Below are 20,566 nucleotides of genomic sequence, written 5' to 3' on the forward strand. Positions count from 1 at the left end.
GAGCGTCGAGAGCCGGCCAGCGAGCGGGGTGGGAGATGCGTCCGTCACCGCGGGTGCTGCTGCGCCGAGCGGTGCACGTGCCGTCGCCCGCGATCCCGCGCGGTCGGCTGGTCGACCTGGCGGGTCGCGGCACGACCTGGGTCACCGACACGCCCGGCCCCACCCCCGAGGCGCCGACCCTGGTGCTGCTGCACGCGCTGGGCTGCACCGGGCTGCTCACCTGGTTCCCGTCGGTGGCCCCGCTGGCCCGGCGGTTCCGCGTGGTCACCCTCGACCAGCGCTGGCACGGGCAGGGCATCCAGTCCCCGGAGTTCTCGCTGGCCGACTGCGCCGACGACGTCGCGGCGCTGGTCGAGGTGCTCGGCCTGGACCGGGTGGTCGTGGCCGGCTACTCGATGGGCGGCGTGGTCGCCCAGCGGGTCTGGCGCCAGCACCCCGCGATCGTCGACGGCCTGGTGCTGTGCGCCACCACCGACCGGTTCCAGGGCTCGCCGGCCGAGCGGCTGTTCTTCGCGGGGATGGGCACGGCGATGCTCGGCACCCGCGGCATCTCCCGGTCGCGGACGGCGCGCCGCGCGACCCGCTCGGCCGCCCGCGCCCTCGACCTGGAGCCGTCGGACGTGCACGACTGGGCGCTGGCCGAGTTCCGCTCCACGAGCCCGTGGGCGGTCGGCCAGGCCCTGGCGGCGCTGGGCCGGCACCACTCGCGGCCCTGGCTGGGCCGCATCGACGTGCCGACCGCGGTGGTCGTCACCACCCGCGACCGGGTGATCGCCGCGGAGCGCCAGGTGGCGCTGGCCCGCGCGATCCCCGGTGCCACCACCCACGAGGTGGCCGCCGGCCACGCCGCCTGCGTGCTCGAGGCCGAGGTGTTCGTGCCGGCCGTGGTGGAGGCGGCACGCACCGTCCACGCCCGCCGGCGCGACTTCCGCCGCGAGGCGCCCGGCGTCGTCCCCCCGGGACCGGCGGCCTGAGCCCGCCGGTCAGTCGGCGAGCGGCCGCGCCACGACCGCGGCGCGCAGCGTCGCCAGCTCGGTCGGGAACCGCTGCACGAGGTCGTCGACGTCGGGCATCGACTCGCGGCAGGCGATGATCCCGACGTGCAGCCGGCCGTTGTTGGACATCACGGTGATGTTGACGCCGGCCCCGTGGAAGACCGGGCCGAGCGGCTGCAGCGCCAGGATCTCGGCGCCCATGAAGTACAGCGGCACCGGCGGCCCCGGCACGTTGGAGATCACCAGGTTGTGCACGACGGGGTGCTTCTCGGCCAGCCGCAGCCCGGCGTACGCGCGGACGGCCAGGCCGAAGGTGCGCGGCGCGGCGAACTCGGCCCAGTCCTGCAGCGAGTCGGCGCTGATCGCCTGGTGGTGGTCCTTGGCGTGGCGGTTGGCGACCGCGAGCTGCTCCAGCCGCTCCAGCGGGTCGGCGACGTCCGTCCCGAGCCGGGTGAACAGCGCCGAGACCTTGTTGGCCCCGCCCGAGCGCTGCGACTCCTCACGCACCGAGACCGGCACCGTCGCCAGCAGCGACGACTCCGGCAGCTCCTCGCGGGCCTCGAGGTAGGAGCGCAGCGCTCCCCCCGCGACCGCGAGCACCACGTCATTGACCGTGGTGCCGGTGGCCTGCTTGACCTGCTTGACGTCCTCGAGCGACAGGTCGGCGGTGCCGATCGCCCGGTGACCGGTGATGGTGCCGTTGAACGACGTGCGGGGCGCGGTGAGCGGGGCGGCCATGGCGGTGCCGGCGCGCACCCGGCCGATGGTGCGGGTGATGCCCTTGCCGGTGGGGCTGAGCAGGCGCACGGCGTTCAGCGGCCGGGAGCCGGTGCTGACGACCGCGCGCCCGAGCAGCTCGAGCTGGCCCGGCTCGCGACCGAAGCCGTGCGGCTCGGCCGGCGCCAGCGGGGGCGCGTCGGGCTCGAGGCTGCACAGGTGGGAGATCAGGTTCGCCCCCGAGACGCCGTCGACGGTGGCGTGGTGCATCTTGGCGAACACCGCGACCAGCTCGTGCCCGAGCCCGGCGTCGTACTCCTCGATGACCCACATCTCCCACAGCGGGCGCGACCGGTCCAGCGGCTGTCCGGCGAGGTGGGCGCACAGGTCCATGAGCTCGCGGTAGCCGCCGGGCCGGGGCAGCGCGAGGCGGTGCACGTGGCGCTCGATGTCGAACTGCTTGTCCCGCACCCACACCGGGTGGTCGAGCCCGAGCGGCACCCGGCGCAGCTTCCGGGTGAACGCCGGCACGTCGCGGACGTGGTCGCCGATCGCGGCCTGCAGGCCGGCGAAGGAGTACGGCGTGGGCATCGTCGACGGGTCGAGCACGATCAGCCCGCACACGTGCATGAGCTGGGCCGGTGTCTCCAGGTAGAGGAAGCTGGCATCGAGGCCGGAGAGTCGGTCCATGACCGGCCATCCTAGGCGCGGAACTGGAACGTGTTCCACGGGTCGGGGACACCCCGCCGTGACGGCGGTCACGGCCTAGGCTGGCTCCATGGGGTACCTCCGCCGCCAGGTCGTGACCGCAGCGCTCACCGCCAACGCGATCCGTCCGGTACCGGGCTTCCGCGCCGGCATCCCGGCGTTCTTCGCCGGCTGGCTGACCGGCGAGCTGGCCCCCCACGTGCTGGCCGTGACGGCCGGCGACACCGCCGTCCACCTGGCCTCGGCGCGCCGTAGGGGTCGCCGCGGCCGGCCCGGCGGCCGCAGCCGGCTGGGCCTCGCCCTGGCGGGCGCCAGCACCCTCGGGCTCGGCTTCCTGGTGGCGCAGAGCCGCCGGGTCGGCGACCAGGCCGAGGACGCGCTCACCGAGGCGCTCGGCGTCGACTACGGCGCCGAGCTCGACCGGCTGCCGACACCCGCCGAGGTCGCGCGACCGTGGCGCCGGCTGGTCAACCCGTTCCGGATGCGCGAGCCGCGGGTGCGGGTGCACCGCAACCTCTCCTTCGGCGACGCGGGCCGCCGCAACCACCTCGACGTCTACGTCCCGGCCGAGGGCCCGGTCGAGGACGCCCCGGTGCTGCTCCAGGTGCACGGCGGCGCCTGGACCATCGGCACCAAGGACCAGCAGGGCATCCCGCTGATGCAGCACCTCGCCGCCAAGGGCTGGGTCTGCGTGGCCATCAACTACCGGCTCGCGCCGCGTGACCCGTTCCCCGCCCAGGTGGTCGACGTGAAGAAGGCGATCGCCTGGATCCGCGACAACATCGCCTCCTACGGCGGCGACCCCGACTACATCGCGATCACCGGCGGCTCGGCGGGCGGCCACCTGTGCGCGCTGACCGCGGTGACGCCCAACGATCCCGACCTCCAGCCCGGCTTCGAGGACGCCGACACCTCGGTGCAGGTGGCGGTCCCCCACTACGGCGTCTACGACTTCGCCGGCTCCACCGGCCTGCGCAGCGCCGAGCTGATGCGCGACCGGTTCCTCGGCCCGCGGGTGCTGCGCAAGCGCTGGCGCGACGACCCCGACGCCTTCGAGGCGGCGTCGCCGATCCTGCGGGTCACCGCCGACGCCCCCGACTTCTTCGTGCTCCACGGCAGTCGCGACACGCTGGTCGACGTCGGCCAGGCCCGGCTGTTCGTGGAGCGGCTCCGCTCGGTCTCCAAGCGCAGCGTGGTCTACGCCGAGCTCCCCGGGGCCCAGCACGCCTTCGACGTGTTCCCCTCGATCCGCTCCCAGCACGTCGTCCGCGCCATCGACCGCTACCTCCACTGGCACTGGAACGGCTACCGCCGCGAGCGCACCCCTCCCCCCGCCGCCTGATCCCGCCACGCCCGACCCTGCCGCCCGACCCCGCGCCGCGCGACCGGGGTAGTCACGGGCGTTCGGCAGGGGGCTCGGTCCGTTTCGGGTGCCGAACGTCCGTGACTACCGCGCCGCGGCCGGCCCTGGAGGAGGCCCCCCGCGAGGGCCCTGGTCAGCGCGGGAGGCCGAGGATGCGCTCACCGGCGACGTTGCGCAGGATCTGGGTGGTGCCGCCGGCGATGGACAGGCAGCGGGTGTTGAGCAGCTCCCAGACGTCGCGGGCGAGCGCCTCGGTGGGCACGGCGACCGCGCCGCCCTGGAGGTCGACGACCAGCTCGGCGCCGTCCTGGCGGTTGCGGACGCCGAGGAGCTTGGCGACGCTCGACTCGGGCCCGGGGCCCTGGCCGGCCAGCGAGCGCAGCACCGTGCGCACGCCGAGCAGCGAGCAGACCGTCGACAGCGCGACCGAGTGCCCCACCCGGGCCAGCTCGGTGGGGCCGAGGTCGCCGAGAGCCGCGAGCTCCACGGCCCGCTCTGTCGAGCGGCTCAGCCGCGAGGTGGCCATCGCGACCCGCTCGTTGGCCAACGTGGTGCGGGCCAGCCGCCAGCCGTCGTGGAGCTCGCCCACCAGGCAGTCGTCGGGCACGAAGACGTCGTCGAGGAACACCTCGTTGAACAGCGCCTCGCCGGTGATCTCGCGCAGCGGCCGGACGTCGATGCCGGGCGAGCGCATGTCGACGAGGAAGTAGCTGATGCCGCGGTGCTGCGGGGCCTCGGGATCGGTGCGCGCCAGGCAGATCCCCCAGTCGGCGCGCTCGGCCACCGACGTCCAGACCTTCTGGCCGGTGAGCCGCCAGCCGCCGTCGACCCGCTCGGCCCGGGTGCGCAGCGACGCCAGGTCGGACCCCGACCCCGGCTCGGAGAACAGCTGGCACCAGACCAGCTCGCCGAGCAGCGAGGGCCGCACGAAGCGCTCGCGCTGCGCGTCGGTGCCGTGCTCGAGGATCGTCGGCACGGCCCAGCCGGCGATCACGATGTCGGGCCGGGTCACGCCGGCGCGGACCAGCTCCTCGTCGAGCACGATCTGGGTGACGGCGTCGGCGCCCAGGCCGTACGGCACCGGCCAGTGCGGCGCGAGGTAGCCCAGCTCGACCAGCCGGGCCCGCCGCTCCTCCTCGGGCAGGGCCGCGACCGAGGCGACCCCGGCGCGCAGCCCCTCCCGCACCTCCGCGTCGCGTCCCTCGAGGTCGACCTGCACCCGGCGGCGGGTGCCCGCCACGGCGCGGGCGGTGAGCCGGGCCGCGGCGGCGTCGGCGCCGCCGAGCAGGCCGCGCAGCGACAGCGCCCGACGCAGGTAGAGGTGGGCGTCGTGCTCGAAGGTGAAGCCGATCCCGCCCAGCACCTGGATGCAGGCCTTGGCGTTGGCGACCGCGCCGTCGAAGCAGGTGGCCTGCGCGACGTCGGCGGCGAACGACCACTGCTCGACCGCCTCGGCGTCGCCGCGCCCGCCCGCCGCGAGCACGTGGTCGGCGGCCGCTGCGGCGTCCCACGCCGCGGCGGTGACGGCCTCGGCCGTCTCGAGCATCTCGGCGCACAGGTGCTTGATCGCCTGGAAGGCGCCGATCTTCTGCCCGAACTGCTCGCGCACCTTCGCGTACGACACGGCCGTCTCGAGGCACCAGCGCGCGACCCCGGTCGCCTCGGCGGCGGCGAGCGTCACCGCGACCCGGCGCACCAGGTGGGCGTCCACGCCCGGCAGGGGCAGCGCCTCGGCGGCCGCCGGGAGCGACACCGACCCGAACCGCCGGCTCAGGTCGATCCCGGTGGTCGAGGTGGCGGCATCGGGGGTGACCTCGAGCAGCGACCAGGCGCCGTCGGCACGGGGCGCGAGGAGGTGGGTGGCCGAGGGGGTGTCCCACACCAGGTGGAGCGAGGCGTCCAGCGCGAGGCCGACCACGGCCCCGTCGGCGACCGTGCGGGCGGCGTCGTCGGCTGCCGCCTCGCCGCCGAGGCCGCCCAGCAGGGTCGCGGCCACCGCCGTGCCGAGCAGCGGGCCCGGCACCAGCGCGTGGGCGCAGGCCTCGAGCGCCACCGCCACGTCGAGCGCGCTCCCCCCGCCGCCGCCTACCCGCTCGGGCAGGCCGATCGTCGGCACCCCCATCGACACGGTGGCCTTCCACGCATCGGCGAACGTCGCGCCGGCGTCGTCCTCGGCCGCGCGCACGGCCTCGGGGCCGCCCACCGAGGCCGCCCAGGTGCGCAGGCTGGCGGCGAGGTCGACGTGCTCCTCGGAGATGCCGATCGACATGGGGCGGGTCCTCCTCGGGACTAGAACGTGTTCTAACTCTATAGGCTGACGGCGTGACCGTCATGCCTCCCGACCTGCTCGTCCACGCCCTCGCGGCCAAGGGCTTCATGCCCGAGGACGAGGGCGACCTGCTCCACCGGCACGCGCTCGAGCGACTCCCCCACGGCCCCGCCCTGGAGGTGGGCACCTACTGCGGCAAGTCCGCGATCTACCTGGGCGCGGCCGCGCGCGAGGTCCGCGGCACGGTCTTCACCGTCGACCACCACCGGGGCTCGGAGGAGAACCAGGCGGGCTGGGAGCACCACGACGCCTCGCTGGTCGACCCGGCCACCGGGCTGATGGACACGCTGCCGGTCTTCCGCGCCACCCTCGCCGCGGCCGGGCTCGAGGACCAGGTGGTCGCGGTGGTCGGGCGCAGCACCACGGTGAGCGCCTGGTGGCGCACGCCGCTCTCGCTGCTGTTCATCGACGGCGGGCACGCCGAGGAGCACGCCCAGAACGACTACGCCGGCTGGGCGCCGTGGCTGCAGCCCGGCGGCCACCTGGTGATCCACGACGTCTTCGAGCGTCCCGAGGACGGCGGGCAGGCGCCGTTCCACGTGTGGCAGCGCGCGCTCGCCAGCGGCAGCTTCGCCGAGGTCGAGCAGGTGGGGTCGATGCGGGTGCTACGACGGACGGCCGGGGAGGCCGGGGACCCGGTCGGCTGACTCCGGCGACGGGCAGCCGCACTCCAGCGCGAGCTCGTCGAAGTGCGGGGCCAGCGAGGTCCCGCGCATGATCCCGGAGCCCGCGGTGCTGTGGCCCGCGACCTCGCCCAGGGCGTCGACGGCCAGCACCACCGCGGCCGCGGTGTACGTCGTGCGCTCGTCGGGCCAGTAGACGCCGCGCGCGTCGGGCACCCCGGCGGCGCGCGCCTGGGCGGCGGCCTCCTCGCCGTAGACCCAGCCGGTCCAGTAGGCGCCCGACTCGGTGCGCAGGTGCTGCATGTCGCGCAGCAACGCCAGCGCCCTCCGGTGGTCGCCCAGCAGGTCGAGGGCCAGGGCGAGCTCGCAGGTCTCGGCGCCGGTCACCCACGGGTTGGTGTCGACGCAGTGGATGCCCAGGCCGGGCACCACGAAGTCGTCCCAGCGGCTCTCGAGCAGCTCGAAGGCCGCCCGGCCGCGCACCGCGCCGCCGAGCACCGGGTAGTACCAGTCCATCGAGTACGACGACTTGTCCTCGAACAGGTCGCGGTGCTCGCGGACGGCGTGGCCGAGCCGGCCGCCGACCAGCTCCCACTCCGGCTGGGGGTCGTCGAGCAGGTCGGCGAGCGCCACGCCGGCGCGCAGCGAGTGGTAGATGCTCGAGCTGCCGGTGAGCAGCGCGAACGACTCGGTGGGGGTCCACCGGATCCCGCCGAACGCCAGCTGCTGGCTGACCACCCAGTCGAGCCCGGCCCGCACCGAGGGCCAGTAGCGGCGCACGAAGTCGATGTCGCGCCGGACCAGCCAGTGGTGCCACAGGCCCACCGCGAAGTAGGCCGACATGTTGACGTCGCCGCGCTCGTCCTCGGGGCGGCCGTCGACGATCTTCATCGGCCACGATCCGTCGGCGCGCTGGAGGGTCGGGATCCAGGCGTACGCGCGCTCGGCGGCCTCCACCTGGCCGCCGACGAGCATCGCCATCGCGGCCTCGACGTGGTTCCAGATGTCCACGTGCTCGCCGACGGTCCACGGCACGGCACCGCAGGGCTCCTGCATCGAGGCGATCGAGGCGGCCGTCAGCGCGACGTCCTCGGCCGAGACGACGCCCTCGACGAACGGGATCCGGGCGAGCTCACCCGCGGTGAGGTCGAGCGGCACGTCAGGCCGCCGTCGGCTTGCGGAAGTACAGCACCATGCTCTTGCCGATGAGCGGGTCGAGCACCTTGCCGGCGAGCCGCAGCGCGGTGGGCTGCTTCATGATCTCCCACACCAGCAGCCTGTGGTAGGCACGGGCCAGCGGGTGCTCGTCGTTCTCGACACCGACGGCGCACTTGATCCACCAGTACGGCGCGTGCAGGCCGTGGGCGTAGGACTTGCCCTCGAAGACCATCGCGTCGCCGGGAGTGCCGTCGTTGGGGCGCCCCGCCTTGGTGACCTTGTCGACCAGCTCGTGGTCGGTGTAGATCCGGATGTGCCCGCCCTCGGCGTTGTGGTAGTCGTCGGAGAGCTTCCAGTTCACGACCTCGGGCAGCCAGCGCGGCACCGAGACGGCCAGGGTGCCGCCCGGACGCAGCACCCGCACGAGCTCCTTGATCGCGTCGACGTCGGCGTGGATGTGCTCGAGCACCTCGGCGGCCACCACGCGGTCGAACTCGCCGTCGGCGAACGGCAGCTGCAGTGCGTCACCCTCCTTGACGTCGGCGGAGGCGCCGTCCGGCACCTCGCCGGCCTCGGCCATGGCGACGAAGAGCTCGCGCACCTTGGCGAGCTCGTCGGCGTCCATGTCGAAGGCGACGACGTCGGCGCCGCGGCGGTACATCTCGAAGGCGTGGCGCCCGGCGCCGCACCCCATGTCGAGCACCCGGTCACCGGGGCGGAGCCCCAGGCGGTCGAAGTCAACGGTCAGCACGGTGGTTCTCCTCCTGGGTGGTGCGGGTGAGCACGCCGGGCGCGGGCGTGGTGCCCCGCTCGGCGTGGAAGGCCTCGACGACCTCGCGGTAGGCGTCGGCGACGGTGGCGGCGACGGCGCGCCAGCTGAACAGCTCCTCGACGCGCTCGCGACCGGCGCGGCCCATCCGGGCGCGGCGCTCGGGGTCGTCGAGCAGCGCGCCCAGCGCCGCCTCGAGCTCGCCCACGTCGCCGGGGGTCACCAGGTCGGCGCAGAGGCCGTCGGGGCCGACCACCTCGGGGATGGCGCCGGCGCGGGAGACGATGAGGGGCGTCGAGCAGGCCATCAGCTCCGCGGTCGGCAGCGAGAACCCCTCGTAGAGCGACGGGACGCAGGCCACCTCGGCCGAGCCCATCAGCTCGACGAGCTCGGCGTCGCTGACGCCGTGGACGAAGCGCACGGAGTCCTGGATGGCGAGCTTGTCGATCAGCTTCTCGGTGCGCCCGCCGGGCTGGGGCTTGGTGACGAGCATCAGCTCCAGGTCGCGCTCGGTGCGCAGCTTGGCGAACGCCTCGAGCAGTGTTGCGATCCCCTTCATGGGCGCGTCGGCGCTGGCCATCGCCAGGATCCGGCCCGGCACCCGCGGCTTGCTAGGTGGCACGAACCCGTGGTCGACGCCGAGCAGGATCACCTGCATCCGGGCCGGGTCGACGCCGAAGTCGGTGGCGATGTCGCGCTTGGAGGTCTCCGACGGGGTCAGCACCTTGCGCGCGGCGCGCGCCACCCGCCCCTGCATCTTCAGGAACCCGTACCACCGGCGCAGCGTGAGCCGGCGCCACGGGTTGCGGGTCTGGGCCAGGTCGATCCGGCGGTCGAAGGTGATCGGGTGGTGCAGCGTGGTGATGAGCGGCAGCCCCATCTGCTCGATCTCGAGCATGCCGTAGCCCAGCACCTGGTTGTCGTGGACGACGTCGAAGTCGTCGAGCCGCTCGCGCAGCGCCCGCGCCGCCCGGGCGCTGAACGTCTTCGGCTCGGGGAACCCGGCCGTGCACATGGTGGCGAACTCCTCGACGTCGATCCGGTCGCGGAACTCGCGGAAGCGCGGCACGCGGAACGGGTCGGGCTCGCGGTAGAGGTCGAGGCTGGGCAGCTTGGTGAGGGCGACGCCCTCGTCGAGCTCGGGGTAGGGCTGGCCCGAGAACACCTCGACCGAGTGACCGAGCGCGACCAGCTCACGGCTCAGGTGGCGGATGTAGATCCCCTGGCCGCCGCAGTGCGGCTTGCTGCGGTAGGACAGCAGTGCGATGCGCATCGACGCGACGCCTCCCCTTGTGACAACCCGGTCGTGGACCGGGTGCGATGACAGCGCGCCGGGCCGGACAAACTGGAACGTGTTCCTATTATGTCCCACTCGTTGCTAACCTTCTCGACCGACCCGAACCAGGACACCGTGGTCCCGATTCCCGCAGGGGGTCACGGATATCATGACGTCCAGCCCAGTCCGAAGCACAACCGAAGACAGAACGGTAGCCATGACCGGCCGTCACCCGTCACGAGCATGGGGGTCCGCGTGAGCAGCACCAACTCCTTGACGGTCGAGGACCTCGGGTCCGCCGCGCAGCGGGACCGTCGCAAGCGCATCCTCGACGCCACCATCACGCTGGCCTCCCAGGGCGGCTTCGACGCCGTCCAGATGCGGGCCGTCGCCGAGAGCGCCGACGTCGCGCTCGGCACCCTCTACCGCTACTTCCCCTCCAAGGTGCACCTGCTCGTCTCGGCGCTCGGCCGCGAGTTCGACCGCGCCGAGAAGGTGCTGCGCGACCAGCCGATCCCCGGCGACACGCCGGCCGAGCGGGTGATCGAGGTGCTGCGCGTGGTCTCCCGCGGCTTGCAGGCCGACCCCCAGCTCACCGAGGCGCTCACCCGCTCGTTCATGTTCGCCGACGCCTCGGTCGCCCAGGAGATCCACCACGTCGGCATGGTGATGACCACCCTGGTCACCCGCGCCATGCACCCCGAGGACGCCGAGGTGAGCGAGGACGACATCGCGATCGCCAAGGTGATCGGCGACGTCTGGCTCTCCGCCCTGGTCGCCTGGGTCACCGGGCGCCAGACCCCCGCCGAGACCGTCCAGCACATCGAGGTCGCGGTCAAGCTCCTCCTGCGCGACTGACCCGCGCCCGGCGCCGTTGGTTGAGGAAGTTGCGCTAGCAACTGTCTCGAAACCTCCGTCGGCCGAACGCCCTCCCTGCTCACGGGAGGGCTCTCCTCTCACCGGGTTTCGAGAGAGGACTTCGTCCTTCCTCAACCACCGGTGGTCGAGGCAGTCGCGCTAGCCACTGTCTCGAAACCCCTGCACCCGAACGCCCTCCGTCCTCGGGCAGGCGCGCCGACCCGGCGCTTGTTGTCACCCAGGTGCGCCGACCCGGCGTTAGTTAACGACGGCTCGGCGAAACCTGGCGCGCTCGCTTCTCGACCAGCGGTGGTTGAGGAAGTCGCGCCGGCGACTGTCTCGAAACCCCCGCCGGCCGAACGCCCTCCGATAGGAACGGGAGGGCTCTCGGCTCACCGGGTCCCGACGACGCTCGCTAGCGCTCGCTGCTCGACCAGCGGTGCTCCCTGCGCGGGCGGCGGCGCCGACCCGGCGCTCGTTGTCACCGAGGTGCGCCGACCCGGCGTCAACTAACGACGGCTCGACGAAACCTGGGGGCGCTCGCTGCTCGGCCAGAGGTACGCGAACGATCCACCTGCCGGCGTGCCGCGCCGCCGGCACGGAGGCGGCGGAGCGACGGGCGGCGTTCGGCACGTAGACGGCGGCGTGGCGCCGAAGCGGACACCGGGGAACGGCAGGGCAGGGTCCGGCGACACGGCAACGAGTGCCGAACGACGTCCGGCGCGCAGCAGTCGCAGTGCCCACCAGCGCGGCACCCCGCACCCCCCCACCAACAGTCACCCGCGCCCCGCATCAGACGGCGAGGAGTCAGCACCCGCCCGACCGCCGTCCCCGGAGTCGCCCGCTACAGGGAGGGCTCTCGGCGCACCGGGTCTCGATGACGCTCGCTGGTGCTCGCTGCTCGACCAGCGGTACGCCGGCGGCCTACTCCAGGAACTCCGCGGTGGTGCCGCCCAGGTCGATCGGGTCGAGGCCGAGCTTGCGGTGGTCCCAGGAGCGGACCCGGTCGGCCTCGAGGCGCACGACGACCCGGTTGTGCGCCATCAGCTCCACGAACGGCTTGAGCTCCTCGGTGTACGGCGCGTTGTAGCGCTCGAAGATCCGCACGCACACGTCCCAGACGACGTCCTCGTCCTCGATCACGACGCCGGTGCCCTCGAGCGCCACCCCGCGCAGCTGGTCGTAGGTGTGGCCCGCCTCGGCGAGGAAGCTCATCCGGGGGTCGCGGCGCAGGTTCACGACCTTCTGCGACTTGCGCTTGGTCTCGATCCACACGTGCCCGTCGTGCCACGCGTACCACATCGCGACCAGGTTGACCTGGCCGCGCGGGCCGATGGTCGCGATCGTGCTGCTGCGTTGCTGGGTGAGGAAGGTGTCGACCTCGTCGTCGGACATCACGACCTGGCCGCGCTGGTTCGCCATGCTCCCGATCCTCCCGCAGCGGCTCAGCCGCCGAAGGCGTGGGTGGAGGTCACGCCCCCGTCGATGGCGATCTCGGCGCCGTTGACGTACGCCGACTCGTCGCTGGCGAGGTAGAGGTAGAGCGGCGCGATGTCCTCGGGGTGGCCGACCCGGCGCAGCGGCACCCGCGAGGCGCCGTACTCCATCGCGGCGTCGCCGCCGTGCACGCGCGTCATGGGGGTGTCGATCATCCCGGGGTGCACGGAGTTGACGCGGATGCCGTGGGGGCCGAGCTCCATCGCCGCGCACTTGGTCATGCCGCGGATCGCCCACTTGGTGGCGGCGTACGCCGTGCAACCGGCCATGCCGGCCAGGCCCTCCACCGAGGAGGCGTTGATGATCGAGCCGCCGCCGTTCTCCTTCATGGTGGCGGTCACGGCCTGCATCCCGAGGAAGCAGCCGAGCTGGTTGATCCGCCACAGCAGCTCGACCTCGTCGGCGCCCATGGTCGCGATGTCGCCGAAGCGCAGGATGCCGGCGTTGTTGGCCAGCACGCCGACCGGGCCGAACCGGCTGCCCGCCTCGGCGACCACGGCCTGCCACGAGCCGGGGTCGCTCACGTCGTGGCGCACGAACGCCGCGGCGTCGCCCAGCGAGGCGGCGAGCGTCTCGCCCTCGTCGACGGCGACGTCGGCGACCACGACTTGGGCGCCCTCCTCGACGAAGAGCCGGCTGATGCCGGCGCCCTGGCCCTGCGCGCCACCGGTGACGATCGCGACCTTTCCGGCGAGCCGGCCCATCAGGAGTCCACCGTCAGCTGCATGACCGAGTCGGCGGCGAACCCGCGGTGGGGGTCGCGACCCTCGAAGAAGCCACCGAGCTGGCGGTCGAGGTCGTCGAGGTCCCAGGTGGCGCCGGCGGCGTCGAAGCGCTGCTCGACCACCGGGGCGGCGACCAGGGCCACCATCCCGCCGTAGACCACGAAGACCTGACCGGTGATGGCGGCTGCCGCCGGCGAGGCGAGGTAGGCGACCAGCGGCGCGACGTGCTCCGGCGAGTAGGGGTCGATCTCGAGGCCGGAGCTGTCCTCGCCGAACACCTCGGCCGTCATCGCGGTGCGGGCCCGCGGGCAGATCGCGTTGGCGGTGACGCCCACCCGCGACAGGCCGCGGGCGGTGGAGAGGGTGAGGGCGGCGATGCCGGCCTTGGCCGCGGCGTAGTTGGCCTGGCCCGGGGAGCCGCCGAGGAACGCCTCGGAGGCGGTGTTGACGACCCGGCCGTAGACCGGCTCGCCGGCGGCCTTCGACTTCTCCCGCCAGTACGCCGCGGCGTTGCGCGAGAGCAGGAAGTGCCCGCGCAGGTGCACCCGCACGACCGCGTCGAACTCCTCGTCGGACATGTTGAACAGCATCCGGTCGCGGGTCATGCCGGCGTTGTTGACGACCACGTCGAGCGAGCCGAGCCCGGTCGCGGCGGCGAGCATCGCGTCGGCGGTCGAGCGCTCGCCCACGTCGCCGGCCACGACGACGGCCTCGCCGCCGCGGGAGCGGATCTCCTCCGCGGTCTCGTCGCCGGCGCCGGGGAGGTCGTTGACGACCACCCGCGCGCCGGCGTCGGCCAGGGCGAGGGCCTCGGCGCGGCCGAGGCCGGCACCGGCTCCGGTCACGACGGCGACCTTGCCGTCCAGGGACAGGTTGGCGTTACTCACCGGGGTCCTTTCGGTGGGCTGGGAGGGCGGGGGTGACCGGGGAGGTCCGGGTCACTCCTCCAGGGAGATGGCGGCACGCGGGCAGGCCGCCACGGCGCGCCGGACCTCCGCCTCGTTCTCGGGCGTGGTCTCGTCGGTCTTGACCACGAGGTAGTCGTCGTCGTCGAGCTCGAACACGTCGGGCGCCATCGCCTCGCAGAGGGCGTTGGACTCGCAGAGGTCGAAGTCCACCTTGATCTTCACTTCTCAGCTCCCTTCACTCGAGTGCCCGGGGAACACCTTCGCGGTCGGGTCGATCGCGACGGTGGCGTTGTTGACCGCGGTGGCGGCCTCGCCGAAGCCGACGGCGATGAGGCGCACCTTGCCGTCGTACTCCGTGATGTCGCCGGCGGCGAAGACCCGCGGCAGGTTGGTGCGCATGGAGGCGTCGACGACGATGTGGCGCTTGCGGACCTCCAGGCCCCACTGCTGGATCGGGCCGAGGTCGGCGACGAAGCCGAGCGCCGCCACCACGGCCTGTGCCGGGCGGGTCGTGGTGACGCCGTCGACGACGAGGTCGACGGCCTCCAGCCCGGTGTCGCCGCCCTTCAGCGCGGCCACCTCGGCCTTGGTGATGATCTCGACCGACGAGGCCCGCACCTGCTCGACGGTGCGCTCGTGGGCGCGGAACGCGTCGCGGCGGTGGACCAGCGCCACCGAGCGCGCGACCGGCTCGAGGTGCAGCGCCCAGTCGAACGCCGAGTCGCCACCGCCGACGATCACGACGTCCTTGCCGGCGTAGGGGGCGAAGCTGGGCACGAAGAACTCCATGCCGCGGCCCAACCAGCCGTCGCCCGCCGGGAGCGGCCGGGGGCTGAACTTGCCGATGCCGGCGGTGATGATCACGGCGCCGGCGCGCACCGTGGTGCCGTCGTCGAGGGTGACGGTGACGCCGTCGTCGTCGTGCTCCATCGCCGCCGCGGTGCGGTCGAGCAGGTAGGTGGGGTCGGCGGTCGCGGCCTGCTGCACCAGTCCCTCGACCAGCTCGCGGCCCTTCACCGACGGGAAGCCGGCGACGTCGAGGATCGCCTTCTCCGGGTACATCGCCGTGATCTGGCCGCCCAGCTCGGGCAGCGAGTCGACGACGGCGACCCGGTGGCCGCGGAACCCGGCGTAGTAGGTGGCGAAGAGCCCGGTCGGGCCGGCTCCGATGACGAGGATGTCGGCGTCAACCGTGTGGGGTGCGTTCACGCCCGCGATCCTTCTCCCTGTCGACACCGGTGCCAAGGGGCTGACGGGGCCCGGGGGACCGCCTGACCCAGATGGAACGTGTTCTAGTTTCGACCGCAACGTAGCCGCCGGCCGGGCGGAAGTCCAGCACCCGCGGGTCAGGTCGTCTCGAGGTCGGAGACCAGCCAGCCCTCGTCGGTGTTCACGACCGTCACCAGCGTGCGGTACGGCGTGTAGGTGGTCCCGTCGCCGCCCTTGGTGACGTACTGGTTGAGGAAGATCAGCGCCTGCACCTCGGTGCGGTTGGCGGCCACGACGCCCTGGGCGACCACCCGCACCTGCACCTCGGTCTTCTGCTCGACGATCTCCTCGCGCACCGCCTCGGCGGTCTCGAGGTACTCCTCGGCGCACTCCGGGGTCATCAGCGCGGTGGCCTCGTCGACCTGGTCGTCGTAGTTGCGCCAGCTGGTCGACACGATCGTCGCGGCGTGCTCCGCGGCCGCCGCCACGGCCCGCTGGGCGTCCTCGGCGCCGAGCAGCACCGGCTCCTCGGCACTGGTCGCGATGCCGCCCTCGGGCGCCGCGCCCAGCGGCGTGGGGTCGTCGCCGACCACCCGCAGCACGCCGAGCACCCCCACGACGACCGCCATCACCGCCGCCACCACGCCCAGCCAGCGGGTGGTCCGGGCGCCGCTCAGGACGCTCGGCGCGGGCTGGGTCGTGGGCTGGGTCGTGGGCTGGGTCGTGGGCTGGGGCGTGGGCTCGTCGGGTGCCGAGTCCCGGTCGTGGTCCGGGCCCTCGACCGACACCCCTGCGTCACCGGACGGCCCTGGTTCGTCGGCCACCCGCGGGTCGTCGAGCGGCTCCTCCGGCTCACGGTCCGGGGCGCCCGGTCCGACCTCGTCGGACCGGGGCGGGCGGCCCCGGCCGGCCACCCGGCGGGGCCGGGGGGTCGGGGCACTGGAGCGGGTACGACGGGGTGGGGTCGCCATCAGCACCGCCCCCGGCCCACGGGGTGTCCGGTCACGGCACGAACTGCAGGTCGCTGGTCAGCCACCGGTCCCCCTCCCGCTGGAGCTCGAGCTGCACGCGGAAGGGGCGCGCCTGCTCGTCGCCGGCCAGGTTCTTGTTGGTCACCCGGGTGGTGACCGCGGCGACCAGGGTCGCCGAGTCGGGGTCGGAGGCGACGATGCCCACCGAGTGGATCTCGCCCTCCTGCACCGCCTCGTTGTCGCGCAGGATCTGGATCATCGGGTCGGTCGCCTTCTCGTACTGCTCCAGGAACGCCCCGGTGCTCAGCCCGCGCACCCGCTCCAGCGACGCCTCGAGGTCGTCGTGGCGGATCGTGAAGAACGCCTCGCACATCTCCCGGGCAGCCGCGAGCACGTCGGCCTGCCGCCCCCGCTCCTCGTCGCTGCCGGCCTCGAGGGCGACGACGTCGGCGGCGCCGGCCCGCGGCAGGGTGGCGGGCACGCCGTCGTCGCCGCGGTCCTGCACCAGGCGGACGACGAGCACGACCGCGACCGCCGCGAGCACCAGCACGAGCAGGTAGAGCGCGGCGTTGAGGCGACCCCGCTGCTCGGTCACGGGGCGGCCACCGGGCCCACGAGCAGCCACTTCCACGCGTCGCCGCCGAGCACCGAGAGGTTGCCGGGGTCGGCGTAGCGCACCGGGCCGCCCTGGGCGTCGACCGCGCCGTCGATCACCCCGGTGGTCGGGTCGTAGCTGCCGCGGTAGGCCCGGCCGGGCACGCCCTGGGGCCGGGGCACGTTCGGTGTGCCACGCATGACGTACGGCGGCCCGGCCGTGCACCGGGCCGGGAAGATCGGTCCGTCGGAGAGGTCGCTCATCGGTCGCCAGTCCTTGCGTGGCTTGTAGCCCTTCGTGCAGGGCGGGACGGAGTAGTCGAGCTGGAGGTTGACGTGGCCGTAGCCGTCGCCGGGGGTGCCGGTGAACCCCGAGGAGATCACCCGGGGGAAGGTCACCAGGAGCTGCTCGACGCCGGCCAGGTGGGAGACCACCACCTGGTTGACGCTCACGGCGTTGGCCAGCAGCACCGGCAGCGTCGGCTCGAGGTCGGTGAGCAGCCGCTCCACCTGGCGGGTGGCCCCGGGCGTGCCGTCGAGCACGCCGCGCAGGTCGCGGTCGCTCTCGCGCAGCGACGCGGTGATCCGGCGCAGGTCGCGCGACAGGCTGCGGATGTTCTCGCCCTGCCCCTGCTGGGTCTGCAGCACCGTGAGCCCGGAGTCGAGCAGCCGGACGGTCTCGTCGGTGTGGGCCGAGGCCTCGTCGACGAAGCGGCCACCCTCGTCGAGCAGCGTCTGCAGCGCCTCGCCGGTCTCGCCGAACATGGTGCCGAGCTCGTCGACCACGACCCGTAGGTTCTCCCGGTCCACCGAGCCGACGAACTGGTCGATCTCCTCGAGCAGGTCGGCCTCGTCGACCGGCAGCGACTCCTCGGAGCCGACCAGCACCGAGCCGTCCTCGGCGTACGGCCCCTCGTCGTCGGGGGGCTCGAAGTCGAGGTACTGCTCCCCCACCGCGGAGAGGTTGTGCACGAACATCGGCGAGTCCTCGGGCAGCCGGGTGCCCTCGTCGAGGCGCAGGGTCAGCCGGACGCCGTCGGAGTCCGGGACCATCCGGGTGACCTTGCCGATCTTCACGCCGCGGTAGGTGACCTCGCTGCCCTCGAACAGCCCGCCCGAGGCGGGCAGCTCGGCGGTGACGGTGAGGCCGCGGCCGAGCACGCGGTCGACGAAGCCCAGGTAGCTGGCCGTGATGTAGACGATCCCGACCGCGCTGAGCACGAGGAACGCCGCGATCCGGACCCGGTTGCCGCGGGTCATCGGGCACCACCTCCGTAGAGCTCGCGCAGCGACCCCGCGGGGCCGGGTGTGGTCGTGGCGGCGCCGCGCCCGAGACCGAGCCCGGCGAGGATGTCGTCGAGCAGCTGGGGCACCTGGTCGAGGCCCGCGGAGTCGGGCACCTGGTTGAGCACCACGCAGACGATCTTGCGCCGGTGGGCCTCGGTCCGGCAGGCCTTCTTGAGCCTGGTCAGCAGGTCGGCGTCGGCGAGCACCTTGCGGCAGGCCGCGCTCGTCAGGCTCCCGCTGCGCAGGCAGCGACCCACCTGGGCCAGCAGCTCGCCGGGGTCGGGCACCTCCAGGGGCGGGAGGATGCCACCACCGGGCAGCAGGTTCTCGAGGCTGATGTCGGCGCGGATCGAGGTGTTGGCGTAGTCGCCGCGCACCACCTCCGAGGCCTCCTTGGGGAACGGGAAGCTGATCAGCAGGTTGAGCCCGGGGGCCAGCTCGTCGCCGGCCGCGCGCAGCCGGTTGAGGATCGGCCGGAGGTGGCGCAGCGACCGCACCAGGTCGTCCTTGGCCGCCCCGATCACCCGGGTGCCGACGACGCCGAGCTCGTCGAGGGCGCCGAGCATGGCGACCAGCTCGTCGTGCTGGTCACCGAGCACCTTGATCGCCGGCCCGGTCACGTCGATCGCCTCGCCGATGGTGCGCCGCTCGCGGTTGAGCGTGGCGGTGAGGTCGTTGACCGACTCCAGCGCGCGCACGATGTCGGCCTTCTGCTCGTCGAGGGTGCCGACCACGCCCTCCAGCGAGCCGAGCAGGTGCCGCAGCCGGCCCTCGCGCCCGCTCATCACCTCGTTGAGCTCGGCGGTGATGGTGCCGAGCTGGGCAACCCCGCCGCCGCTGAGCAGGAACGAGAGGGCGCCCAGCACCTCCTCCACCTCCGGGTTGCGGCCGGTGGCGGCCAGCGGGATGGTGTCGCCGTCGCCGAGCCGCTCGTCGGCGGCACCCTGCTCGGGGGCCTCGAGCGCGACGTACTTCTCCCCCAGCAGGCTGACCTGGCGGATGTCGGCGATCGCGTTGTCGGGCAGCACGACGTCGTCGCGCACCCGCAGCCGGACCCGGGCGTGCCAGCCCACCCGCTCGACGTCGGTGACCTCGCCGACGGTGACGTCGTCGACCATCACCGGCGACCGGGGCACGACGTTGAGGATGTCGGCGAACTCCGCCGTCACCTCGAACGAGTCGTCCTCGTCGACCGGCGAGCCGGGCAGCGGCAGGTCGTAGGCGCCGTCGAAGTCGCAGCCCGAGAGCAGCAGCGCGCCGGCCAGCGCGCCCGCGCCCAGCCGCAGCAGGCGGGTCCGGCGACGGGCGCTCACGGGGTGCCTCCCAGCAGCCCCGACAGGCTGGCGTCGCCGGGCCCGACGTAGCGCTCGGTGCCGGCCCCCGGCGCCGCGCCGCCAGCCCCGCCCCCATTGGCGGTCCCGCTGCCGCCCCCACCGCCGCGCCCGGCACCCGAGCGGCCGTACGGCGGCGGCACCTCGGGCACCTGGTTGAGCACCGGCTCGAGCAGCCGCTTGAAGATGTTGCAGGCGAGGTCCTTGGTGGGCCGCGGCAGCCGCGGCGCCTGCTGCACGATCGCGCAGAGCAGCCCGTCGGCGTCCCAGACGTTGCCCTGCACCCCGATCCGCGACCCGATGGTGCCGGTGGCGTTGTTGTAGGCGACGGTGAGGTTGCCGATCGCGACCGGCGCGGTGCGCAGCGCCTGGTCGAGGCTCTCGCGCTCGGAGCCGATGGTCTTCGCCACCCGGGTCAGTCGCTCCACGCTGCGCACCAGCGCCGTGCGGTTGCCCTTGACGAACTGCTCGACCGTGCCGACGGCACGCGAGACCGACGCCAGTGCCTTCTGCAGCTCCACCCGCTCCGAGACCAGCGACGCGGAGACGCCGGCCAGGTCCTTGATGAACGCCCGCACCAGCTCGTCGTTCTCGGCCAGCACGCTGGTGAACGTCGCGAGCTCGGTCACGGTGTCGAAGAGCGGGCCGCTGCCCTCGCCGAAGGTCTCGGCCGCCTCGGACAGCCGGGTGATCATCTCGTGGCCGCGCTCGCCCTGGCCGCCGAGGCCCTCGGCGCCGGCGCGCAGCAGGTTGTCGAGGGTGCCGTCGGCGTTGACGCCGTTGGGCCCCAGCGCCTCGGAGAGGTCGCGCAGGCTGGCGTAGATGCGGTCGAGCTCGACCGGCACGCCGGTGTCGGGCAGGGCGATGTCGGCGCCGTCGGCCAGCTTCGGCCCGCCGGAGTACGCCGGGGTGAGCTGCACGAAGCGGTCTGCCACCAGCGTCGGGGTGACGATCGCGGCCTTGGCGTCGGCCGGCACGGGGTGCTCGGCGTCGTACTCCATCTCGACGCGCACCGAGTTGCCCTCGGGCACCACCGCGGTCACCCGGCCGACGTTGACGCCGAGGATCCGCACGTCGGTGCCGACGTAGACGCTGACCGCCCGCGGGAAGTGGGCGGTCACCGTGCGGGTCTCGGCCGGCTCGCGGACCACGAAGAACAGCCCGACCAGCAGCGCGACGGCGACCGCGACGACCACGACGCGGGCAGGGACGGTCCGCAGCGCGGTGACGACGGAGGAGGCGGCCACG

The 20,566-nt window shown here is 73.6% G+C and carries 19 protein-coding genes; 4 read left to right on the top strand and 15 right to left on the bottom strand.

Features of this window, described 5'->3' with window-relative positions; translation table 11 throughout:
* Positions 1-35 precede the first annotated feature (35 nt).
* Complete coding sequence (locus JT721_RS08215; protein ID WP_205472459.1) at positions 36-974, top strand: alpha/beta fold hydrolase; 939 nt, start codon at positions 36-38, stop codon at positions 972-974.
* Between the two features lie 9 nt (positions 975-983).
* Here JT721_RS08215 and JT721_RS08220 read toward each other — a convergent pair whose 3' ends face one another.
* Positions 984-2,402, bottom strand: coding sequence for a wax ester/triacylglycerol synthase family O-acyltransferase (locus tag JT721_RS08220; RefSeq protein ID WP_205472460.1), 1,419 nt, complete (start codon positions 2,400-2,402; stop codon positions 984-986).
* An 88-nt stretch (positions 2,403-2,490) separates the two neighbouring features.
* Between JT721_RS08220 and JT721_RS08225 the strand changes: the two genes are divergently transcribed.
* Positions 2,491-3,762 carry an alpha/beta hydrolase gene (locus JT721_RS08225; protein WP_205472461.1) on the top strand — a complete coding sequence of 424 codons (1,272 nt, stop codon included), beginning with the start codon at positions 2,491-2,493 and terminating at the stop codon, positions 3,760-3,762.
* Positions 3,763-3,916: 154 nt separating this feature from the next.
* On the opposite strand, the gene JT721_RS08230 is transcribed toward JT721_RS08225, so the two are convergent.
* A complete protein-coding gene (locus tag JT721_RS08230; protein WP_205472462.1) occupies positions 3,917-6,052 on the bottom strand; it encodes an acyl-CoA dehydrogenase in 2,136 nt (711 codons plus the stop codon).
* A gap of 62 nt (positions 6,053-6,114) precedes the next feature.
* On the opposite strand from JT721_RS08230, the gene JT721_RS08235 reads away from it, so the two are divergent.
* Positions 6,115-6,759, top strand: a complete 645-nt coding sequence (locus tag JT721_RS08235; RefSeq protein WP_205472591.1) for a class I SAM-dependent methyltransferase — start codon at positions 6,115-6,117, stop codon at positions 6,757-6,759.
* Here the strand turns inward: JT721_RS08235 and JT721_RS08240 are convergent.
* The 3 genes from JT721_RS08240 to JT721_RS08250 are packed head-to-tail and all read right to left on the bottom strand — an operon-like array spanning position 6,718 to position 9,935.
* Positions 6,718-7,893: a prenyltransferase gene (locus JT721_RS08240; RefSeq protein ID WP_205472463.1), complete on the bottom strand. Its 1,176-nt coding sequence runs from the start codon at positions 7,891-7,893 to the stop codon at positions 6,718-6,720. The two genes, JT721_RS08235 and JT721_RS08240, sit on opposite strands and share 42 nt — an antisense overlap.
* A gap of 1 nt (position 7,894) precedes the next feature.
* Positions 7,895-8,644 (bottom strand): class I SAM-dependent methyltransferase, encoded by a 750-nt coding sequence (locus JT721_RS08245; RefSeq protein ID WP_205472464.1) that lies wholly within the window; start codon positions 8,642-8,644, stop codon positions 7,895-7,897.
* Positions 8,631-9,935 carry a glycosyltransferase family 4 protein gene (locus JT721_RS08250; protein ID WP_205472465.1) on the bottom strand — a complete coding sequence of 435 codons (1,305 nt, stop codon included), beginning with the start codon at positions 9,933-9,935 and terminating at the stop codon, positions 8,631-8,633. The genes JT721_RS08245 and JT721_RS08250 overlap by 14 nt, the downstream gene beginning before the upstream one ends.
* 258 nt (positions 9,936-10,193) lie before the next feature.
* Here JT721_RS08250 and JT721_RS08255 point away from each other — a divergent pair, with 258 nt between their 5' ends.
* On the top strand, positions 10,194-10,796 hold the full coding sequence (locus tag JT721_RS08255) for a TetR family transcriptional regulator (RefSeq protein WP_307827950.1): 603 nt from the start codon (positions 10,194-10,196) through the stop codon (positions 10,794-10,796).
* A 924-nt stretch (positions 10,797-11,720) separates the two neighbouring features.
* On the opposite strand, the gene JT721_RS08260 is transcribed toward JT721_RS08255, so the two are convergent.
* The 10 genes from JT721_RS08260 to JT721_RS08305 form a co-directional block, all read right to left on the bottom strand.
* Entirely contained in the window at positions 11,721-12,218 is a 498-nt protein-coding gene (locus JT721_RS08260) for a pyridoxamine 5'-phosphate oxidase family protein (protein ID WP_205472467.1), read from the bottom strand.
* Between the two features lie 23 nt (positions 12,219-12,241).
* Positions 12,242-12,997, bottom strand: a complete 756-nt coding sequence (locus tag JT721_RS08265; RefSeq protein WP_205472468.1) for a glucose 1-dehydrogenase — start codon at positions 12,995-12,997, stop codon at positions 12,242-12,244.
* The gene (locus JT721_RS08270) at positions 12,997-13,905 is read right to left on the bottom strand and encodes a 3-oxoacyl-ACP reductase (RefSeq protein ID WP_205472469.1); all 909 of its coding nucleotides are present in this window, start codon (positions 13,903-13,905) and stop codon (positions 12,997-12,999) included. The genes JT721_RS08265 and JT721_RS08270 overlap by 1 nt, the downstream gene beginning before the upstream one ends.
* Positions 13,906-13,956: 51 nt before the next feature.
* Positions 13,957-14,148 (bottom strand): ferredoxin, encoded by a 192-nt coding sequence (locus JT721_RS08275; protein WP_205472470.1) that lies wholly within the window; start codon positions 14,146-14,148, stop codon positions 13,957-13,959.
* A gap of 3 nt (positions 14,149-14,151) precedes the next feature.
* On the bottom strand, positions 14,152-15,135 hold the full coding sequence (locus tag JT721_RS08280) for an NAD(P)/FAD-dependent oxidoreductase (protein WP_205472471.1): 984 nt from the start codon (positions 15,133-15,135) through the stop codon (positions 14,152-14,154).
* 137 nt (positions 15,136-15,272) lie between these two features.
* Positions 15,273-15,959: a hypothetical protein gene (locus tag JT721_RS08285; protein ID WP_205472472.1), complete on the bottom strand. Its 687-nt coding sequence runs from the start codon at positions 15,957-15,959 to the stop codon at positions 15,273-15,275.
* Positions 15,960-16,137: 178 nt separating this feature from the next.
* On the bottom strand, positions 16,138-16,701 hold the full coding sequence (locus tag JT721_RS08290; protein WP_205472473.1) for a hypothetical protein: 564 nt from the start codon (positions 16,699-16,701) through the stop codon (positions 16,138-16,140).
* Positions 16,698-17,960, bottom strand: a complete 1,263-nt coding sequence (locus tag JT721_RS08295; protein WP_205472474.1) for an MCE family protein — start codon at positions 17,958-17,960, stop codon at positions 16,698-16,700. The genes JT721_RS08290 and JT721_RS08295 overlap by 4 nt, the downstream gene beginning before the upstream one ends.
* Positions 17,957-19,300 (bottom strand): MCE family protein, encoded by a 1,344-nt coding sequence (locus JT721_RS08300; protein ID WP_205472475.1) that lies wholly within the window; start codon positions 19,298-19,300, stop codon positions 17,957-17,959. Before JT721_RS08300 ends, JT721_RS08295 begins: the two co-directional genes overlap by 4 nt.
* Positions 19,297-20,565, bottom strand: coding sequence for an MCE family protein (locus tag JT721_RS08305; RefSeq protein WP_205472476.1), 1,269 nt, complete (start codon positions 20,563-20,565; stop codon positions 19,297-19,299). The genes JT721_RS08300 and JT721_RS08305 overlap by 4 nt, the downstream gene beginning before the upstream one ends.
* Between the last annotated feature and the right edge of the window lies 1 nt (position 20,566).

Origin of the sequence: Nocardioides sp. SYSU D00038, assembly GCF_016924665.1 — a bacterium.
Taxonomy (GTDB): Bacteria; Actinomycetota; Actinomycetes; order Propionibacteriales; family Nocardioidaceae; genus Nocardioides.

Excerpts from the sequence above, each read along its gene's own strand:
- JT721_RS08215 (WP_205472459.1), top strand. The coding sequence starts at position 36 with ATGCGTCCGTCACCGCGGGTGCTGCTGCGCCGAGCGGTGCACGTGCCG.
- JT721_RS08220 (WP_205472460.1), bottom strand. The coding sequence starts at position 2,402 with ATGGACCGACTCTCCGGCCTCGATGCCAGCTTCCTCTACCTGGAGACA.
- JT721_RS08225 (WP_205472461.1), top strand. The coding sequence starts at position 2,491 with ATGGGGTACCTCCGCCGCCAGGTCGTGACCGCAGCGCTCACCGCCAAC.
- JT721_RS08230 (WP_205472462.1), bottom strand. The coding sequence starts at position 6,052 with ATGTCGATCGGCATCTCCGAGGAGCACGTCGACCTCGCCGCCAGCCTG.
- JT721_RS08235 (WP_205472591.1), top strand. The coding sequence starts at position 6,115 with ATGCCTCCCGACCTGCTCGTCCACGCCCTCGCGGCCAAGGGCTTCATG.
- JT721_RS08250 (WP_205472465.1), bottom strand. The coding sequence starts at position 9,935 with ATGCGCATCGCACTGCTGTCCTACCGCAGCAAGCCGCACTGCGGCGGC.
- JT721_RS08260 (WP_205472467.1), bottom strand. The coding sequence starts at position 12,218 with ATGGCGAACCAGCGCGGCCAGGTCGTGATGTCCGACGACGAGGTCGAC.
- JT721_RS08265 (WP_205472468.1), bottom strand. The coding sequence starts at position 12,997 with ATGGGCCGGCTCGCCGGAAAGGTCGCGATCGTCACCGGTGGCGCGCAG.
- JT721_RS08295 (WP_205472474.1), bottom strand. The coding sequence starts at position 17,960 with ATGACCCGCGGCAACCGGGTCCGGATCGCGGCGTTCCTCGTGCTCAGC.